The 15,768-nt window shown below is 41.8% G+C and carries 21 protein-coding genes; 20 read left to right on the top strand and 1 reads right to left on the bottom strand.

Annotation, left to right across the window (positions count from 1 at the left end):
- Nucleotides 1-924, bottom strand: coding sequence for an aldo/keto reductase (locus tag AAZR19_RS14365; protein WP_041109803.1), 924 nt, complete (start codon nucleotides 922-924; stop codon nucleotides 1-3).
- A gap of 168 nt (nucleotides 925-1,092) precedes the next feature.
- Between AAZR19_RS14365 and AAZR19_RS14360 the strand changes: the two genes are divergently transcribed.
- From AAZR19_RS14360 to spoVAE, 20 genes are all read left to right on the top strand, one after another.
- Nucleotides 1,093-1,650 (top strand): NUDIX hydrolase, encoded by a 558-nt coding sequence (locus tag AAZR19_RS14360; protein ID WP_039179704.1) that lies wholly within the window; start codon nucleotides 1,093-1,095, stop codon nucleotides 1,648-1,650.
- Nucleotides 1,647-2,828 carry a TIGR00375 family protein gene (locus tag AAZR19_RS14355; protein ID WP_041109688.1) on the top strand — a complete coding sequence of 394 codons (1,182 nt, stop codon included), beginning with the start codon at nucleotides 1,647-1,649 and terminating at the stop codon, nucleotides 2,826-2,828. Before AAZR19_RS14360 ends, AAZR19_RS14355 begins: the two co-directional genes overlap by 4 nt.
- Nucleotides 2,815-3,267: a GNAT family N-acetyltransferase gene (locus tag AAZR19_RS14350; RefSeq protein ID WP_041109686.1), complete on the top strand. Its 453-nt coding sequence runs from the start codon at nucleotides 2,815-2,817 to the stop codon at nucleotides 3,265-3,267. The genes AAZR19_RS14355 and AAZR19_RS14350 overlap by 14 nt, the downstream gene beginning before the upstream one ends.
- 267 nt (nucleotides 3,268-3,534) lie before the next feature.
- Nucleotides 3,535-3,756 (top strand): hypothetical protein, encoded by a 222-nt coding sequence (locus AAZR19_RS14345; protein WP_034280349.1) that lies wholly within the window; start codon nucleotides 3,535-3,537, stop codon nucleotides 3,754-3,756.
- Nucleotides 3,757-3,867: 111 nt separating this feature from the next.
- On the top strand, nucleotides 3,868-4,998 hold the full coding sequence (locus tag AAZR19_RS14340; RefSeq protein WP_080769557.1) for a S8 family peptidase: 1,131 nt from the start codon (nucleotides 3,868-3,870) through the stop codon (nucleotides 4,996-4,998).
- Nucleotides 4,999-5,114: 116 nt separating this feature from the next.
- On the top strand, nucleotides 5,115-5,759 hold the full coding sequence (spoIIM, locus tag AAZR19_RS14335) for a stage II sporulation protein M (protein ID WP_024422873.1): 645 nt from the start codon (nucleotides 5,115-5,117) through the stop codon (nucleotides 5,757-5,759).
- A 110-nt stretch (nucleotides 5,760-5,869) separates the two neighbouring features.
- Nucleotides 5,870-6,322, top strand: a complete 453-nt coding sequence (gene fur, locus AAZR19_RS14330) for a ferric iron uptake transcriptional regulator (RefSeq protein ID WP_003215577.1) — start codon at nucleotides 5,870-5,872, stop codon at nucleotides 6,320-6,322.
- Nucleotides 6,323-6,439: 117 nt separating this feature from the next.
- Nucleotides 6,440-6,667: a YqzK family protein gene (locus AAZR19_RS14325; RefSeq protein WP_024428058.1), complete on the top strand. Its 228-nt coding sequence runs from the start codon at nucleotides 6,440-6,442 to the stop codon at nucleotides 6,665-6,667.
- A 6-nt stretch (nucleotides 6,668-6,673) separates the two neighbouring features.
- On the top strand, nucleotides 6,674-7,564 hold the full coding sequence (gene xerD, locus AAZR19_RS14320) for a site-specific tyrosine recombinase XerD (protein ID WP_041109682.1): 891 nt from the start codon (nucleotides 6,674-6,676) through the stop codon (nucleotides 7,562-7,564).
- Nucleotides 7,565-7,718: 154 nt separating this feature from the next.
- Complete coding sequence (deoB, locus tag AAZR19_RS14315) at nucleotides 7,719-8,903, top strand: phosphopentomutase (RefSeq protein WP_024422869.1); 1,185 nt, start codon at nucleotides 7,719-7,721, stop codon at nucleotides 8,901-8,903.
- Nucleotides 8,904-8,914: 11 nt separating this feature from the next.
- Nucleotides 8,915-9,727, top strand: a complete 813-nt coding sequence (locus tag AAZR19_RS14310) for a purine-nucleoside phosphorylase (protein WP_041109678.1) — start codon at nucleotides 8,915-8,917, stop codon at nucleotides 9,725-9,727.
- Between the two features lie 159 nt (nucleotides 9,728-9,886).
- Nucleotides 9,887-11,041, top strand: coding sequence for a D-alanyl-D-alanine carboxypeptidase family protein (locus AAZR19_RS14305; RefSeq protein WP_404841334.1), 1,155 nt, complete (start codon nucleotides 9,887-9,889; stop codon nucleotides 11,039-11,041).
- Between the two features lie 161 nt (nucleotides 11,042-11,202).
- Nucleotides 11,203-11,556, top strand: a complete 354-nt coding sequence (spoIIAA, locus tag AAZR19_RS14300; protein WP_024422866.1) for an anti-sigma F factor antagonist — start codon at nucleotides 11,203-11,205, stop codon at nucleotides 11,554-11,556.
- Nucleotides 11,553-11,993 carry an anti-sigma F factor gene (spoIIAB, locus tag AAZR19_RS14295; protein WP_024422865.1) on the top strand — a complete coding sequence of 147 codons (441 nt, stop codon included), beginning with the start codon at nucleotides 11,553-11,555 and terminating at the stop codon, nucleotides 11,991-11,993. Before spoIIAA ends, spoIIAB begins: the two co-directional genes overlap by 4 nt.
- Before the next feature lie 13 nt (nucleotides 11,994-12,006).
- Nucleotides 12,007-12,774 carry an RNA polymerase sporulation sigma factor SigF gene (sigF, locus tag AAZR19_RS14290; RefSeq protein ID WP_024422864.1) on the top strand — a complete coding sequence of 256 codons (768 nt, stop codon included), beginning with the start codon at nucleotides 12,007-12,009 and terminating at the stop codon, nucleotides 12,772-12,774.
- 114 nt (nucleotides 12,775-12,888) lie between these two features.
- The gene (locus tag AAZR19_RS14285) at nucleotides 12,889-13,509 is read left to right on the top strand and encodes a stage V sporulation protein AA (RefSeq protein WP_034280357.1); all 621 of its coding nucleotides are present in this window, start codon (nucleotides 12,889-12,891) and stop codon (nucleotides 13,507-13,509) included.
- Entirely contained in the window at nucleotides 13,499-13,915 is a 417-nt protein-coding gene (locus tag AAZR19_RS14280; RefSeq protein ID WP_034280358.1) for a stage V sporulation protein AB, read from the top strand. Before AAZR19_RS14285 ends, AAZR19_RS14280 begins: the two co-directional genes overlap by 11 nt.
- 20 nt (nucleotides 13,916-13,935) lie before the next feature.
- Nucleotides 13,936-14,388: a stage V sporulation protein AC gene (spoVAC, locus tag AAZR19_RS14275; RefSeq protein WP_041109674.1), complete on the top strand. Its 453-nt coding sequence runs from the start codon at nucleotides 13,936-13,938 to the stop codon at nucleotides 14,386-14,388.
- A gap of 12 nt (nucleotides 14,389-14,400) precedes the next feature.
- Nucleotides 14,401-15,417, top strand: coding sequence for a stage V sporulation protein AD (spoVAD, locus tag AAZR19_RS14270; RefSeq protein WP_087975841.1), 1,017 nt, complete (start codon nucleotides 14,401-14,403; stop codon nucleotides 15,415-15,417).
- Entirely contained in the window at nucleotides 15,417-15,767 is a 351-nt protein-coding gene (spoVAE, locus tag AAZR19_RS14265; RefSeq protein WP_024422860.1) for a stage V sporulation protein AE, read from the top strand. Before spoVAD ends, spoVAE begins: the two co-directional genes overlap by 1 nt.
- Nucleotide 15,768: the final 1 nt, after the last annotated feature.

Here is a 15,768-nt window from a genome sequence, read left to right as displayed (position 1 = left end):
TTATTTGAACCGGTGCGTTTCATACACAGATGGTTTTGTATAGTAAGTTAATGCTTTGACTTCTTGGTCACTTAATGAACGTGCATTTGCTGCTGCTATATTTTCTTTTAACTGATCCACTGAGCTTGCACCAAATACAACGGAACTGACCGCAGAATGCTTCAGTATATACTGAATGGACAGTTCAGTGAGTGATAGGTCATAAGCGACTTTCTTTAAAGAAGGAATGATCTGCTGAAGCTCTTCAAATGAATATTGAAGATAGCCGTTTTTTTGAATCGCTGCACTTGCTTGAGAAAGTGGCTTTTCAGTTAATAATCCTTTCGCTAAAGGACCTCTTGCGACAACACTAATGCTTTGTTCTTCAAGTAGAGAGAACCATTCTTCTGGGCGGCGGTCGAGTAAACTATATTGCATCATCACGCTTACGATATTGGACTTTTTGGCATATTCTTTAATGACATTTGGACGGATAGATGAAATGCCATAATAGCGAATTACGCCTTCCTCTACTAATTCTTCAAAAGCCTCAATCGTTTCATCAATGGGGTCATCAATCGTGCCTCCGTGCAATTGATATAAATCAATATAATCTGTTTGAAGCCGCTTGAGGCTTTGTTTTACTGCTTCCTTTATGTACGTTTTTGAAGGATCCCAGTCCCAGCCTGGTTTGCCTTTTTCAAAGCGGTTGCCGCCTTTTGTCGCCAAAATCAAATCCTGCCGTCTGTTTTTAATGGCTTCCCCGACAATTTCCTCATTTGTCCCAAAATCATATAAATCGGCTGTATCCAAATAGTTAATTCCGAGATCAATGGCCTCATCTAATAAAGAGAGCGCTTTTTCTTTTTCCGTCCCAAGAGACATGCATCCTAGTGCCGCCTCGCTCACTAAGAGATCTGAGGTGCCAATTCGTCTTTTTTTCAATTCCATCACACTCCTATCCTTTCACATTAAGTGAAAAAAATCAGGAATTCAAGCTAGTTGATTTCAAATGGCGCATTGAAGCAAGCGTTTCGCTTTTCGCTTCTCTTAAATCATCTATGTTAAAATAAATGAAGTAAAAAGTGAAAGTAGAACGAGGAGCTGACAAATTTGAAGGACTTTGAAGAAAAAACATTATCGTCGAAAGAATTATACAACGGAAAAATCATTGATTTGGTTCTTGAAGATGTAGAATTGCCTAACGGAAAACAAGGCAAACGCGAAATCATTAAACATCCTGGTGCAGTAGCCGTCATTGCACGTACAGACGAAAATAAAATCATCTTGGTCAAACAATACCGTAAAGCACTAGAGAGAGCCATCGTTGAAATTCCGGCCGGAAAACTAGAAAAAGGGGAAGAGCCGGCACATACAGCACTAAGAGAATTAGAAGAAGAAACAGGATATACAACTCAGCAGCTTCAAAAGCTAACGGCCTTTTATACATCACCTGGTTTTGCAGATGAAATTGTTCACATCTATCTAGCAGATCAGCTAGTTCCGCTTGAAGAAAAAAGAGAGCTGGATGAAGATGAATTTGTCGAAGTCATGGAAGTTTCATTAGAAGAAGCCTTGCACCTCATTGAAGATCAGCATATTTATGATGCAAAAACAGCCTATGCCATTCAGTACTTACAACTGCAAGAGGTACTTGAGTCAACAAAATGAAGGAATTTTTTGCAGACATCCATATCCATATTGGCAGAACAAGAACAGGCAGAGCTGTCAAAATTACAGGTGCAAGGTCACTGACAATTGACCAAATTCTTATTGAAGCAGCAGAAAGTAAAGGGATGGGGATGATTGGTGTGATTGATGCACAATCTCCAGAAGTCCTAGAAGAATTAATAGAAGGTGTAGAGGAAGGCAGGTACACGGAACTAAATGACGGCGGTCTATCATTTGGACAGACAGTGCTACTTTTAGGCAGTGAATTAGAAATCAATGATGACCATTCAAAGGGACCGATTCATGTGCTGGCATTTATGCCCACACTACACAAAATGTCTGAGTTTTCCGCATGGCTTTCGCTTCATATGAAAAATGTGCATTTGAGTTCACAGCGCCTCTATGTTGATGGGAAAACACTTCAGCGCAAGGTTAAGGAGCTAGGAGGATTGTTTATTCCTGCTCATATTTTTACACCGCATAAAAGTCTATACGGCAAAGGGGTCAACACTTCTTTAACGGAAGTATTTGATCCTGACCTTATTGATGCTGTTGAGCTTGGTCTTAGCTGTGATACGTCAATGGCGTCCCAGCTGAGTGAGCTGAACCGGTATCCCTTTTTAACGAATTCAGATGCTCATTCTTTAGGGAAAATCGCGCGAGAATATACAAAAATCAAAATGGATCATGCCTCTTTTGCCGAATTCAAGCTAGCCCTTGAAGAAAAAGATGGCAGAGCTGTCACAGGAAATTATGGACTTGCTCCGCGGCTTGGGAAGTATTATCATACGACCTGCGAGAAATGCGGGGTTAGACCTCACGCACCAGATCAAAAAGAGTGCCATGTATGCGGACATACACGGATGACAAAAGGAGTAAGTGAACGTTTAGAAGAGCTTGCTGACCAAGAAAGTGAAAAAAGAACGAGACCTCCTTATGTTCATCAGCTTCCGCTTCAGTTTATTCCGGGGGTTGGACCTAAAACACTGGAGAAGCTAAAAGCCGTGTTTCACACAGAGATGAATATTTTACATCAAGCAACAGAACAAGAACTAAAAGCCGTTCTGCCAGAAAAGACAGCGGGCTACATCATCAAAGCAAGGAAGGGCGAAGTCGGACTCATCGCTGGTGGAGGCGGAGTGTACGGTAAGGTGGATATCAATCATGAGTCACATTAAATGGACATGTCACACATTTGAACAATTGTCAAAAGAGGATCTTTACTTGATTCTCATGGAAAGAGTCAACGTGTTTGTTGTAGAACAAACATGCCCTTACCCTGAAATTGATCACAGGGACCAAGAAGCGCTTCATCTCATCGCAAAAGAGAACGGCACGATTGTGGCTTATTGCCGAATTTTCCAAAACGGGATCATGTACAAAGAGGCGTCCATCGGCCGCATTCTTGTGACGCAGGCCGGCCGGAAAAAAGGGTATGGAAAGATGCTGCTCATCAAGGCTTTGGAAAAGCTTAGTGAACTAGGTGAAACAAGTGTCAAAATACAGGCGCAAGCCTACCTGAAGTCATTTTACGAATCATTTGGTTTCAAGGCCGTCTCAGATGTTTATGATGAAGATGGGATTCCGCATCTTGATATGGTGAAAACAGAAAGATAGGCGTGTATACGTCTATCTCAGCGTGTAGACAAACCCTTGCATTCGTTGTCAGGTCTGCGCGCCGGTGCTCACGAATGTCAAATTCGCTCCGCTCCAGTGCTCGACCTTCCTAGACTGCAAAGGTTTTCTATCACGCTGAATAGAAGACAAAGGGTTAAAATAAAGATCATTTTAGCCCTTTGTCAACAATTTGAGATAGACGTTTTTACGTCTATCTTTTTTATGTAACATCGTGTATCATAACGTCAACGAAAGGGGTTTTGCCAAATGGGAAAAAGCAAAGCAAAGAAAAAACGAGAGCATATCCAAAGGCAGCAGAGCCGAAATCCAGAACTGTCGAGAGGAAACATGCCGCATTTTAGCACACACGAAAGGAAGACAAAAACAAAACAAGAAGCCTTGCAGCACATGATGAAGAAACATAAAGGACGAAATGCTTATGATCACTATCAAGAGGATCATAAGCATTTTTATTTTGCTTTTTTGTGACAACTAGATCAAATAAATGGAAAAATTTTAAAAAATAGGACAAACGGTCGTTTCTTTTTGTCTAAAAATGTAGTTAAATGACAAAAAGATACGAAAGGGAGAGTGAGTATCGTGAACGTCAAGTCATTTGGAGCAGGGCTTTGTATGGCAAGTGTGCTTGTGGCATTGGTCATGTTTGGCGCGTCAGATATTTCTGCAAAGGAGCAAGCAAAAAAAGAGTACATGATCGGCTTTTCTTCTTCCGTTCAAGACAAAACACAAAAACAGCTTGTAAAAGAAGCTGGCGGGCATGTGAAAGAATCCATAGAGCAAATAGATATGATGAAAGTGTCATTGAATGAGACTTCGAAAAAGAAACTGAATGAAGCAAAAGAAGTGACCTTCATCGAAGAAGACCAAAAAGCAAAAACTAGCGGTCAAACTGTTCCATACGGCATCAAAAGCATCAAAGCACAAAAGGTACATAAACAAGGATACGCTGGACAGAATGTCAAAGTAGCCGTTCTTGACAGCGGCATCGACGGTAAACATGAGGATTTACATGTCACCGGCGGGGTGAGCTTTGTACCGGCAGAGTCTGATCCGCTTGTTGATCCGCATGAACATGGAACGCATGTGGCAGGCACAATTGCCGCATTAGATAATAAGGTAGGTGTCGTTGGTGTTGCGCCAAAAGCTTCTATCTATGCTGTCAAGGTGGCAGATGAAAATGGTGACGGCTACTATAGCTGGATCATAAAAGGGATTGAATGGGCCATTGAGAATGACATGGATGTCATCAATATTAGTATGGGGGGAGCAAGTGAATCTGAGGCGCTGAAAGAAGCGGTAGATCGAGCGTATGATAAAGGGATTCTCATTGTGGCTTCTGCAGGGAATGAAGGAAGCTATGGCTCTCTCAATACGATTGACTATCCGGCTAAATACAGCTCAGTGATGGCGGTTGCCTCTGTTGACCAAAAAAAGCAAAGAGCCTTTGATTCATCTGTTGGCGAGGAAATCGAAGTCTCAGCACCAGGCGTTTCAACGCTGAGCACCATTCCTCATAACGAATACGGTTACATGAGCGGAACGTCAATGGCATCACCGCATGTAGCGGGCGCTGCGGCTGTCATTCTATCAAAACATCCGAATCTGACAAACGATGAAGTACGCGAGAGATTGTCAAAAACGGCGACAAAGCTTGGAGAACCTTTTTATTATGGTGCCGGGCTTGTGAACGTACAAAAAGCCGCACGATAAATGAAAAAGAGAAAGCAGTGAGCAGGCTGCTTTCTCTTTTTTCTTTCGATAAAACTGTCATGTTTCGTAATCTCTCTCATAGAATCTAGTAACCTTACTATTTGGGAGGAAGACACATGCGGAAAAAGTCTTGGAAGGAGCATCTTCTTCAGCACGTAAAAGATCATCTCTCGATTTATTTATTTGTCTCTGTACTCTTTTTAATGGGTGTGATCTTCGGGGCGATTATTGTCAATAGCATGACATTCAGCCAGAAAGAGGATTTATTCTATTATTTAAATCAATTTTTTGGTCAGCTGACAAATGAGAAAGCAGCTGAATCAAAAGAAATGTTTTTACAAAGCTTCCTGCATCATATGAAATATTTAGGCCTTATGTGGATACTGGGAATCTCCATCGTTGGTCTGCCGCTTATCTTTCTTATGATCTTTTTAAAAGGAATTGTTGTTGGGTTTACTGTTGGTTTTCTCGTGAATCAAATGGGGCTGAGTGGATTTTTTCTCTCGTTCGTATCGGTGCTTCCGCAAAACATTTTGCTCATTCCAGCCTATTTAGTAATTGGCACTTGTGCGATTGCGTTTTCCATCCGTCTCATTGGACAGCTCTTCATGAAAAAAACCATTAGTCAAGCACCCGTCCAGTGGTTTGGCCGGTATGCATCTGTTCTGCTGATGATTTTAGCGCTTGCTGCACTGTCGTCTTTTTTTGAATCGTACATATCATTCATGCTGATGAAAAAGCTGGCAGGTGTTCTTTTATAATTGTTATTAATTAATAATCAATTTATTTATCAATTTAAAATGATTATAGTTGGCTCTCAGCACATCATTTGATATAATGATCAAGTAATGTGGCGTAGGAGGGAAAGTCAATGGAAAATAGGATTGATCGAATTAAGAAACAGCTTCATTCTTCCAGCTACAAGCTCACGCCACAGCGTGAAGCCACAGTAAGAGTACTGCTTGAGAATGAAGAAGACCATTTAAGTGCAGAAGATGTATACCTCCTCGTAAAAGAGAAGTCTCCTGAAATTGGTCTTGCTACTGTTTATCGGACGTTAGAATTGCTCACTGAACTGAAAGTTGTTGATAAAATTAACTTTGGAGACGGCGTTTCGCGATATGATCTTCGCAAAGAAGGAGCCGCTCACTTCCATCATCATCTTGTCTGCATGGAATGCGGAACAGTCGATGAGATAGAAGATGATTTATTAGAAGATGTCGAAGAGATTATTGAACGTGACTGGAAATTTAAAATTAAGGATCATAGATTGACATTCCATGGTATTTGTCACCGATGTCATGATGATGAATCCGGCAAATAATCCGAATTGGAACCTTTTCATTTAAGATGAAGAGGTTTTTTGCATTTTCGCTGTATATTCCTTGTCCCACCTGGCATATGCTGAAGTAATGAGAAGGTGAGAAAGGACTTGAAGTTTATGCGAAAATGGCTCAAAACAACAGGTGAAGTGATCAAAGTATTTATCTTGTTCACTGGTTTTACCGTCCTGTTCTATTATGCTATGATATGGATAAATTCAGAATATGAAAGCTACCATCGTTATGATAAACCAGAGGGTGCAGCAATTAAAGTGATGGAAATGGATCAGCCGAATCAAGACAATTGGCAAGACCGATTGATTTATTTTTATCAAAACGGGGAGTAGAAATCATTGAACGATCAATTATCCGACTTTATTCATTTTATGACCGTAGAGAGAGGACTCTCTGAAAATACCATTGTTTCTTATAAAAGAGATTTACAGAACTACTTGTCTTTTTTAATGACACATGAACAGCTGACGGATATTAGCGATGTCACGCGTCTGCATATCATTCATTATTTAAAGCAGCTAAAAGAGGAAGGGAAATCGAGTAAAACGTCTGTACGGCATCTATCATCGATCCGTTCCTTTCATCAATTTCTGCTTCGGGAAAAAGTGACAACGGATGACCCGTCATGGAACATTGAAACGCAAAAAACAGAGCGGACTTTACCGAAAGTTTTATCATTAGGGGAGGTCGAAAAGCTGCTTGATACACCAAATCAGCACACTCCCTTTGACTACCGAGACAAAGCAATGCTTGAGCTCTTATATGCAACGGGGATTCGCGTCAGTGAAATGCTGGATCTGACCCTTGCCGATGTTCACCTCACAATGGGCTTTGTCCGTTGTTTTGGAAAAGGAAGAAAAGAGCGTATTGTGCCAATCGGTGAAGCTGCTGCAAGCGCGATTGAAGAATATCTCGAAAAGGGAAGAAGCAAGCTGTTAAAAAAACAGCCGTCCGATGCCCTGTTTCTCAATCATCACGGGAAAAAAATGTCGCGCCAGGGCTTCTGGAAGAACTTAAAAAAACGAGCCATCGAAGCAGGGATTCAAAAGGAACTGACGCCTCATACGCTCAGACATTCATTTGCTACACACCTGCTTGAAAACGGTGCGGACTTAAGAGCCGTACAGGAGATGCTCGGACATGCCGATATCTCAACAACACAAATTTATACACATGTGACGAAAACAAGACTGAAAGATGTGTATCACAAATTCCATCCAAGGGCATAAGTAAAGCATGACACAGTGAATGGGTGTCATGCTTTTTCATGTTTACACCGTTTATGGTTGTCAACTGGCTTGTAAACGGTTTATACTTGAGATGTCTGACCTCTTCACTGTTTGTAAGGTCAAAAGACAAGAATATTGAAGGAGGCGCTTTTTAATGCCTGATTATCAGTATAAACGCATTTTTCTCGTCGTCATGGATTCAGTAGGAATTGGGGAAGCACCAGATGCTGCTGATTTTAATGATGTAGGTGCAGATACACTTGGACATATTGCTGAAAAAATGAACGGGCTTCATATGCCGAATATGGCGAAGCTTGGGCTAAGTCATATTAAAGAAATCAAAGGAATTCCAGCGGATGAAAAACCGCTTGCGTATTATGGAAAAATGCAAGAAGCATCAAACGGTAAAGACACAATGACAGGACACTGGGAAATCATGGGTCTTTACATAGACACACCGTTCAAAGTCTTTCCAGAAGGATTCCCCGATGAACTACTAAATGAATTAAAAGAAAAAACTGGCCGGGGTATTATTGGAAATAAACCTGCGTCTGGTACGGAAATTTTAGATGAGCTTGGCGAAGAGCACATGAAAACAGGCGATTTAATTGTTTATACATCTGCGGATTCTGTGCTGCAAATTGCTGCGCACGAAGAAGTTGTGCCATTAGATGAGCTTTACCGTATTTGTGAAATTGCCCGTGAACTCACATTAGATGAAAAATATATGGTTGGACGGATTATCGCTCGTCCGTTTGTCGGAGAGCCTGGCGCATTTGTTAGAACGCCAAACCGTCATGACTATGCGTTAAAACCATTTGACCGTACAGTCATGAATGAACTGAAAGATGATGGACTCGATGTCATTGCGATCGGAAAAATCTCTGATATTTATGATGGCGAGGGGATCACATCATCTCTTAGAACAAAATCAAACATGGATGGAATGGACAAGCTGGTCGATACACTTAAAACAGACTTTACAGGACTCAGCTTTTTAAACCTTGTTGATTTTGATGCTCTTTACGGACATAGAAGAGATCCAGAGGGTTATGGAAAAGCATTAGAGGAATTTGACGCACGTCTTCCTGAAGTGTTTGACCTGTTGAAAGAGGATGATCTTCTTGTGATCACAGCAGATCATGGTAATGACCCAGTTCATCACGGAACAGATCATACAAGAGAATATGTTCCGCTCATTGCTTACAGCAAAAAGCATCAGGAAGCAAATGAACTGCCAACAGCAAAAACGTTTGCTGATCTTGGGGCAACCGTTGCAGATAATTTCAAGATAGCGATGCCAAAATACGGAACAAGCTTTTTATCTAAACTTAAATAGGGGGAAATCTCGTGGGAGCACAGTTTTCAGAAGCGGCGGCATACATTAAACAAGCATCGACATATGTACCAACAGTTGGATTGATTTTAGGATCAGGGCTTGGCATTTTAGCAGATGAGATTGAAAATCCAATCAAAATAAAATATGAAGATATTCCCGGATTCCCTGTTTCAACAGTAGAGGGACATGCAGGGCAGCTCGTGATCGGAACGCTGAAAGGCACTGTCGTTTGTGCGATGCAAGGACGTTTTCATTTCTATGAAGGATATGATATGAAGCAAGTGACGTTTCCTGTCCGTGTGATGAAAGAAATTGGCATTGACACATGTATTGTCACAAATGCAGCCGGCGGTGTGAATACGTCGTTCCGTCCAGGAGATCTCATGCTGATCACAGATCATATCAATATGATGGGAACCAATCCATTAATTGGCCCAAATGACAGTCAAGGCGTTCGTTTCCCTGATATGTCTGCACCGTATGATAAAGAATTGCTGGCACTTGCAGAAGAAACAGCCCAGCGTTTAGGTATATCTGTACAGCAAGGGATTTATGCAGGGATGACAGGCCCTTCATATGAAACACCTGCTGAAGTTCGTTTCTTAAGAACACTTGGAGCAGATGCTGTTGGAATGTCGACTGTTCCAGAAGTGATTGTTGCGCGTCATGCAGGAATGAAAGTGCTTGGCATTTCATGCATTTCCAATGCGGCATCTGGTATTTTGGATCAGCCGCTATCTCATGATGAAGTGATCGAAGTAACGGAAAAAGTGAAAGCAAGTTTTCTTGATTTAGTAAAAGACATTGTCAAACAACTTTCATAGCATGTGTCCAGAAGCCTTCTGCTACCCAAGCAGAAGGCTTTTTTTATTTGCAATCATACGATCTCTGAATAAAACAGCCTGTATGAGGAAAAAATAGAAAGGATTACGATAATGGAGGTCTGCCACTTGAAACGTCATATATGTGCATTGTTTATTTTAATGATCCTTATCTCAATGGTTTCACCATCAGCGATAGCAAAAGAAAAGATTGAAAAACCAGGAGAAAAACAAACATCAGAATTGGCACACGAAGCCAAATCAGCGATCTTAATAGAACGAGACACGGGAAAGGTGCTTTACAACAAAAACAGCGATGAAAAGCTTGCACCCGCAAGTATGACCAAAATCATGACGATGCTTCTGATCATGGAAGCCATTGATCAGGGTAAACTAAAAATGACAGACAAGGTCAGAACGAGCGACTATGCAGCGTCCATGGGAGGCTCACAAATCTTCCTTGAACCAGGAGAAGAAATGACCGTGAAAGAAATGCTGAAAGGCATTGCGATTGCGTCAGGAAATGATGCTTCAGTTGCCATGGCAGAGCATATTGCAGGATCTGAAGAACAGTTCGTTGAGCAGATGAACAAAAGGGCGAAAGAGCTTGGCCTCAACTCAACAGTCTTTCAAAACCCAACAGGACTTCCTGAAAAAGACCATTACAGCACAGCTCACGATATGGCAATAATGGCAAAAGAGCTGTTGAAATATGAACAAATCACCAAATTCACAGGTGTCTACGAAGACTATCTAAGGCAAAACACAGATAAAAAATTCTGGCTTGTCAATACAAACCGTCTGATTAAATTTTATCCAGGTGTCGATGGGGTAAAAACCGGTTTTACAGGTGAAGCGAAATACTGTTTAACTGCATCTGCTAAAAAAGGCAACATGCGCGTCATTGCGGTTGTCTTCGGCGCAAGTACGCCGAAAGACAGAAACGCTCAGGTAGTCAAAATGTTAGATTACGCATTTAGTCAATATACGACTCATCCGCTTTACAAAAGAGGGCAAGATGTGGCGGAGATCAAAGTGAGCAAAGGGAAAAAGAAAAACATTCAGCTCGTTACTTCTGAACCGATCTCCCTTTTAACGAAAAAAGGCGAAAATGTGGATCAGATCAAAAAAGAAATCAAATTGTCTCGTGATGTCAAGGCTCCATTTTCAAAAGGAACGGAACTTGGTACGATCGTCTTGAAAAAAGACGGAAAAGTGCTGCATGAAAGTCCTGTAGAAGCAAAAGAAGGAATGGAAAAGGCAGGTGTTTGGACTTTCTTCAAACGGGCGATGGCTGATTTTGTAAAATGGAAATAAAAGGCGAAAGGCTGCTGGAATTGGCAGTCTTTTTGCTATGAGGAAAAAGAAAAGAACATCTAAATGTGACGAATGGTCACTAGTTTTGTCATGGTGAAGGATTTATTTCATAAAAAAGAGAAACACTCTTTATCCGAAATTAGAGCAAGGAGGAATAAAAAATGAGCCTTGGTATTGATTTTCAAGTAAAAGAGAGCGTACTTTGCATTCGGTTAACAGGAGAGCTCGATCATCACTCCGCAGAAACATTAAGACAAAAGGTGACGAATTATTTGGAAACAGAGGACATTCGCCACATTGTGCTGAATCTGGCTGATTTATCGTTTATGGACAGCTCTGGACTCGGAGTGATTTTAGGAAGATATAAAGAAATTAAGCAGCTTGGCGGGGAAATGGTCGTCTGTGCCATCTCGCCAGCAGTGAACCGGTTATTTGATATGTCTGGCTTGTTTAAAATCATTCGGATGGAGCCTTCTGAGCAAACGGCTTTGCAAACATTGGGGGTGGCATCATGAGAAATGAAATGAACCTGACGTTTTCGGCATTAAGCCAAAATGAATCGTTTGCGAGGGTGACAGTCGCGGCATTTATCGCTCAGCTTGATCCGACTTTAGATGAATTAACAGAAATCAAGACCGTTGTATCTGAGGCAGTGACAAACTCCATCATCCATGGCTATGATGGGAATCCAGATGGCAAGGTGCACATCCATGTCACATTAGATGATCATGTCGTTTACCTCACCATCCGTGACGAAGGTATGGGTATTACAGATCTTGAGGAAGCAAGACAGCCGCTTTTCACCACAAAACCAGACTTAGAGCGCTCTGGAATGGGCTTTACCATCATGGAGAATTTTATGGATGATGTCATGGTGGACTCATCTCCAGAAATGGGCACGACCATCCGTTTAACAAAGCATCTATCAAAAAGCAAAGCGCTTTGTAATTAAAGGAGCTGCTCATATGGATGTGGAGGTAAAAAAGCAAGCTAAAAAAGCCCAGCTGTCAAATGATGAAGTCAAAGAGCTCATCAAAAAAAGCCAAGACGGTGATCAGCAAGCAAGAGACCTCCTCGTAGAAAAAAACATGCGTCTTGTTTGGTCCGTTGTTCAGCGCTTTTTAAATAGGGGATATGAACCAGATGATCTGTTTCAGATTGGCTGTATTGGACTGCTGAAATCTGTTGATAAATTTGATTTGTCATATGATGTAAAGTTTTCAACGTACGCCGTTCCCATGATCATTGGTGAAATTCAGCGATTCATTCGGGATGATGGAACGGTCAAAGTCAGCCGGTCACTAAAGGAACTCGGAAATAAAATTCGGCGGGCAAGGGATGAATTGTCTAAGTCTCATGGAAGAATGCCGACCGTTCAGGAAATTGCCGAATATCTTGATATCACACCAGAGGATGTGGTCCTCGCCCAAGAAGCGGTGCGCTCCCCATCATCCATTCATGAAACGGTGTATGAAAATGATGGGGATCCGATTACATTGCTTGATCAAATTGCTGATCATTCTGAGGAAAGATGGTTTGACAAAATCGCACTGAAAGAAGCGATCAAGGAATTAGAAGAACGGGAAAAACTCATTGTGTATTTAAGGTATTATAAAGATCAGACACAATCTGAGGTTGCAGAAAGACTTGGCATTTCACAAGTACAAGTCTCACGGCTTGAAAAGAAAATTTTAAAACAAATCCAAATGCAAATGGATCAAAAAGACAGCTAGCCAATTCGGCTGGCTTTTTTTGTGTGGTAATTACCGGTAAATCAAGTTCTATCAGTATGAGAACCATTTTTCACCACATACTATTTTTAACCCATCGTATAGGAAGTGACTTGGATGGACGGACAAATCTTTATTCGGCTGCGCCATCGAATCAAGACCGGTATTGATCAGCTCATTTATTTAGAGGATATCGCCCAAATCACTGGTGATGAGTTTGCTGTGCAAAAGCTTAGTAAAATGCCGGTGTATCATGTCAGCAAAAAGGATCGTCACATCGTCGTACTTGATATCATGCATGTCGTCAAAACGATCAAAAAAACGTGGCCAGATATCGACATTCAAACCGTCGGCGGCTCTGAAGCTATTGTTGAAATTGATACAGGCAAACGCCAGCTTTCTCCCGTTTTATTTGTGTTTGTATGGCTCCTATTATTTGTCGGAGCGGCCCTTGCCATTATGAATTTCCACGAGGATGTCAGTATGCGGCTCGTTCATATCCGTCTATATGAAATGATCACTGGAAAAACGGTTGAGCATCCGTATTTATTACAAATTCCATATAGCTTTGGACTCGGTTTTGGCATGATTTTGTTTTTCAATCATGTATTTAAAAAGCGTTTAAATGAAGAACCAAGTCCGCTCGAGGTGGAAATGTTTAAATATCAGCTTGATCTCGATCATTACGTCGCACTCAACGAAAATAAAGAAACATTGAAAGATATCCATGATCGGTAAATGGCTTTTTGTCGTACTCGTTGGACTTGGCGGCGGTTTAACGGTCGGAGCAGGATTTGTGGCATTTCTTACAGTGCTTGGCATCATTCCCCGCTTAATGCAATTAACCAAAACGCAGCGCTTTATACAAGGGTACGAGGCGGCTGTCATTAGCGGAGCGGTCGTTGGCGGCTGGGCCACCTTAAGTCAAATACATCTGCATTTAACCAAATGGCTGGCACTGCCGGTCGGTCTTTTATCAGGTATCTTCGTCGGCATGCTTGCAGCTGCACTCACTGAAGTATTAAATGTACTTCCTATATTAACGAAAAGAATTGGAATGGACGGGAAAATTGTTTTGCTGCTCATGGCCATCGTCTTAGGAAAGGTATTTGGTTCACTATTTCATTGGCTTATTTATATTTAATCAATTGGAGGGAACAACACGTGTCGAGTTTAAAAGAGAACTATCCATCTAAGGTGAAAACATATCAGCCCAAACCTCCTTATGTCCTCAACTGCATCAAGGCGTTTTTAGTTGGCGGCTTAATCTGTCTGATAGGTGAGGGGCTGCAAAATTTCTATATCCATTTTTTTGATTTTAATGAAAAGACAGCAGGGAATCCGACGGTGGCAACCCTCATTTTAATTTCTTCTCTATTAACGGGTATCGGTATTTACGATAGAATCGGCCAGTTTGCTGGAGCCGGATCGGCCGTACCGGTGACAGGCTTTGCTAACAGTATGACAAGTGCTGCCCTTGAGCATAAAAGTGAAGGGCTTGTTTTAGGTGTTGCCACAAATATGTTTAAACTCGCTGGGAACGTTATTGTGTTCGGTGTCGTTTCCGCATATGTCGTAGGGATCATTCGATACGTCTTTGAAAAGATGTTTTCGTAGGAGGAATGAAAGGTGAAACTAACAGGTAAACAATCTTGGGTATTTGAGCACAAGCTTTATGTCAATGCAGAAGGAACTGCTGCAGGACCGAAAGAAAAAGAAGGCCCGATTGGCCATTTAATCGATAAAACGTACGATGAAATGCACTGTGATCAAAAGAATTGGGAAATGGCTGAAAGGAAGCTCATGGATGATGCGATATCAACCGCTTTATCAAAAGCAAATTTGCAAAAAAGCGATATTGACCTGTTGCTGGCTGGAGATTTACTCAATCAGAACGTCACTGCAAACTATGTGGCAAGAGAGCTGAAGATCCCGTTTCTTTGTTTGTTTGGGGCCTGCTCGACTTCAATGGAATCGGTTGCCATTGCGTCAGCGCTCATTGATGGCGGATTTGCAAATAGAGCCATTGCAGCGACAAGCAGCCATAATGCGACGGCAGAACGCCAATTTCGTAATCCGACAGAATACGGCGGACAAAAGCCCGATACAGCAACAAGTACAGTGACAGGAAGCGGAGCCGTTATTATCAGCCAAGAAGTCTCTGACATTCAAATTACAAGCGCAACAGTGGGCAGGGTCATGGATCTTGGCATTACAGATCCATTTGATATGGGATCGGCCATGGCACCGGCAGCGGCAGACACCATCAAGCAGCATTTAGAAGACTTAGGAAGAACAGTAGATGATTATGATCTGATTTTAACTGGAGATTTATCAGGCATTGGTTCACCGATCTTAAAGGATCTCCTGAAAGAAGACGGCATTCAGCTTGGGAGAAAGCACGATGATTGCGGTTTAATCATCTATACACCCGATCAAAACGTATTCGCTGGAGGCAGCGGTTGTGCTTGTTCAGCTATAGTGACATTTAGTCATATCTTTCAAGAAATGAAAGCAGGGAATTTGCAAAGAGTACTCGTTGTGGCAACCGGGGCGTTACTCAGCCCGATGATGGTTCAGCAAAAAGAGACCATTCCAACCATTGCGCACGGTGTCGTATTTGAGCGTGCAGGAGGAGAGAGCTAATGGATTATCTTATCGCTTTTGTGGCAGGCGGACTTATTTGCGTCATTGGCCAGCTTTTACTAGACGTACTTAAACTCACGCCTGCACATGTCATGACTACTTTTGTTGTAGCGGGTACCATTTTAGATGGATTCGGTATTTATGATAAATTTATTGAATTTGCAGGTGCGGGCGCAACCGTACCAATCGTCAGCTTTGGTCATAGCTTGCTTCATGGGGCAATGCATCAGGCAGATGTACATGGATTCATCGGCATCGGTATCGGTATTTTTGAATTAACCTCTGCTGGAATATCAGCTGCGATTTTATTCTCATTTATTGTCGCGCTTATTTTTAAACCGAAAGGATAAC

The organism is Bacillus sp. Je.9.29.b (assembly GCF_051129925.1).
Taxonomy (GTDB): domain Bacteria; phylum Bacillota; class Bacilli; order Bacillales; family Bacillaceae; genus Bacillus; species Bacillus safensis.
This window is presented reverse-complemented; position numbering and strand designations above follow the sequence as displayed.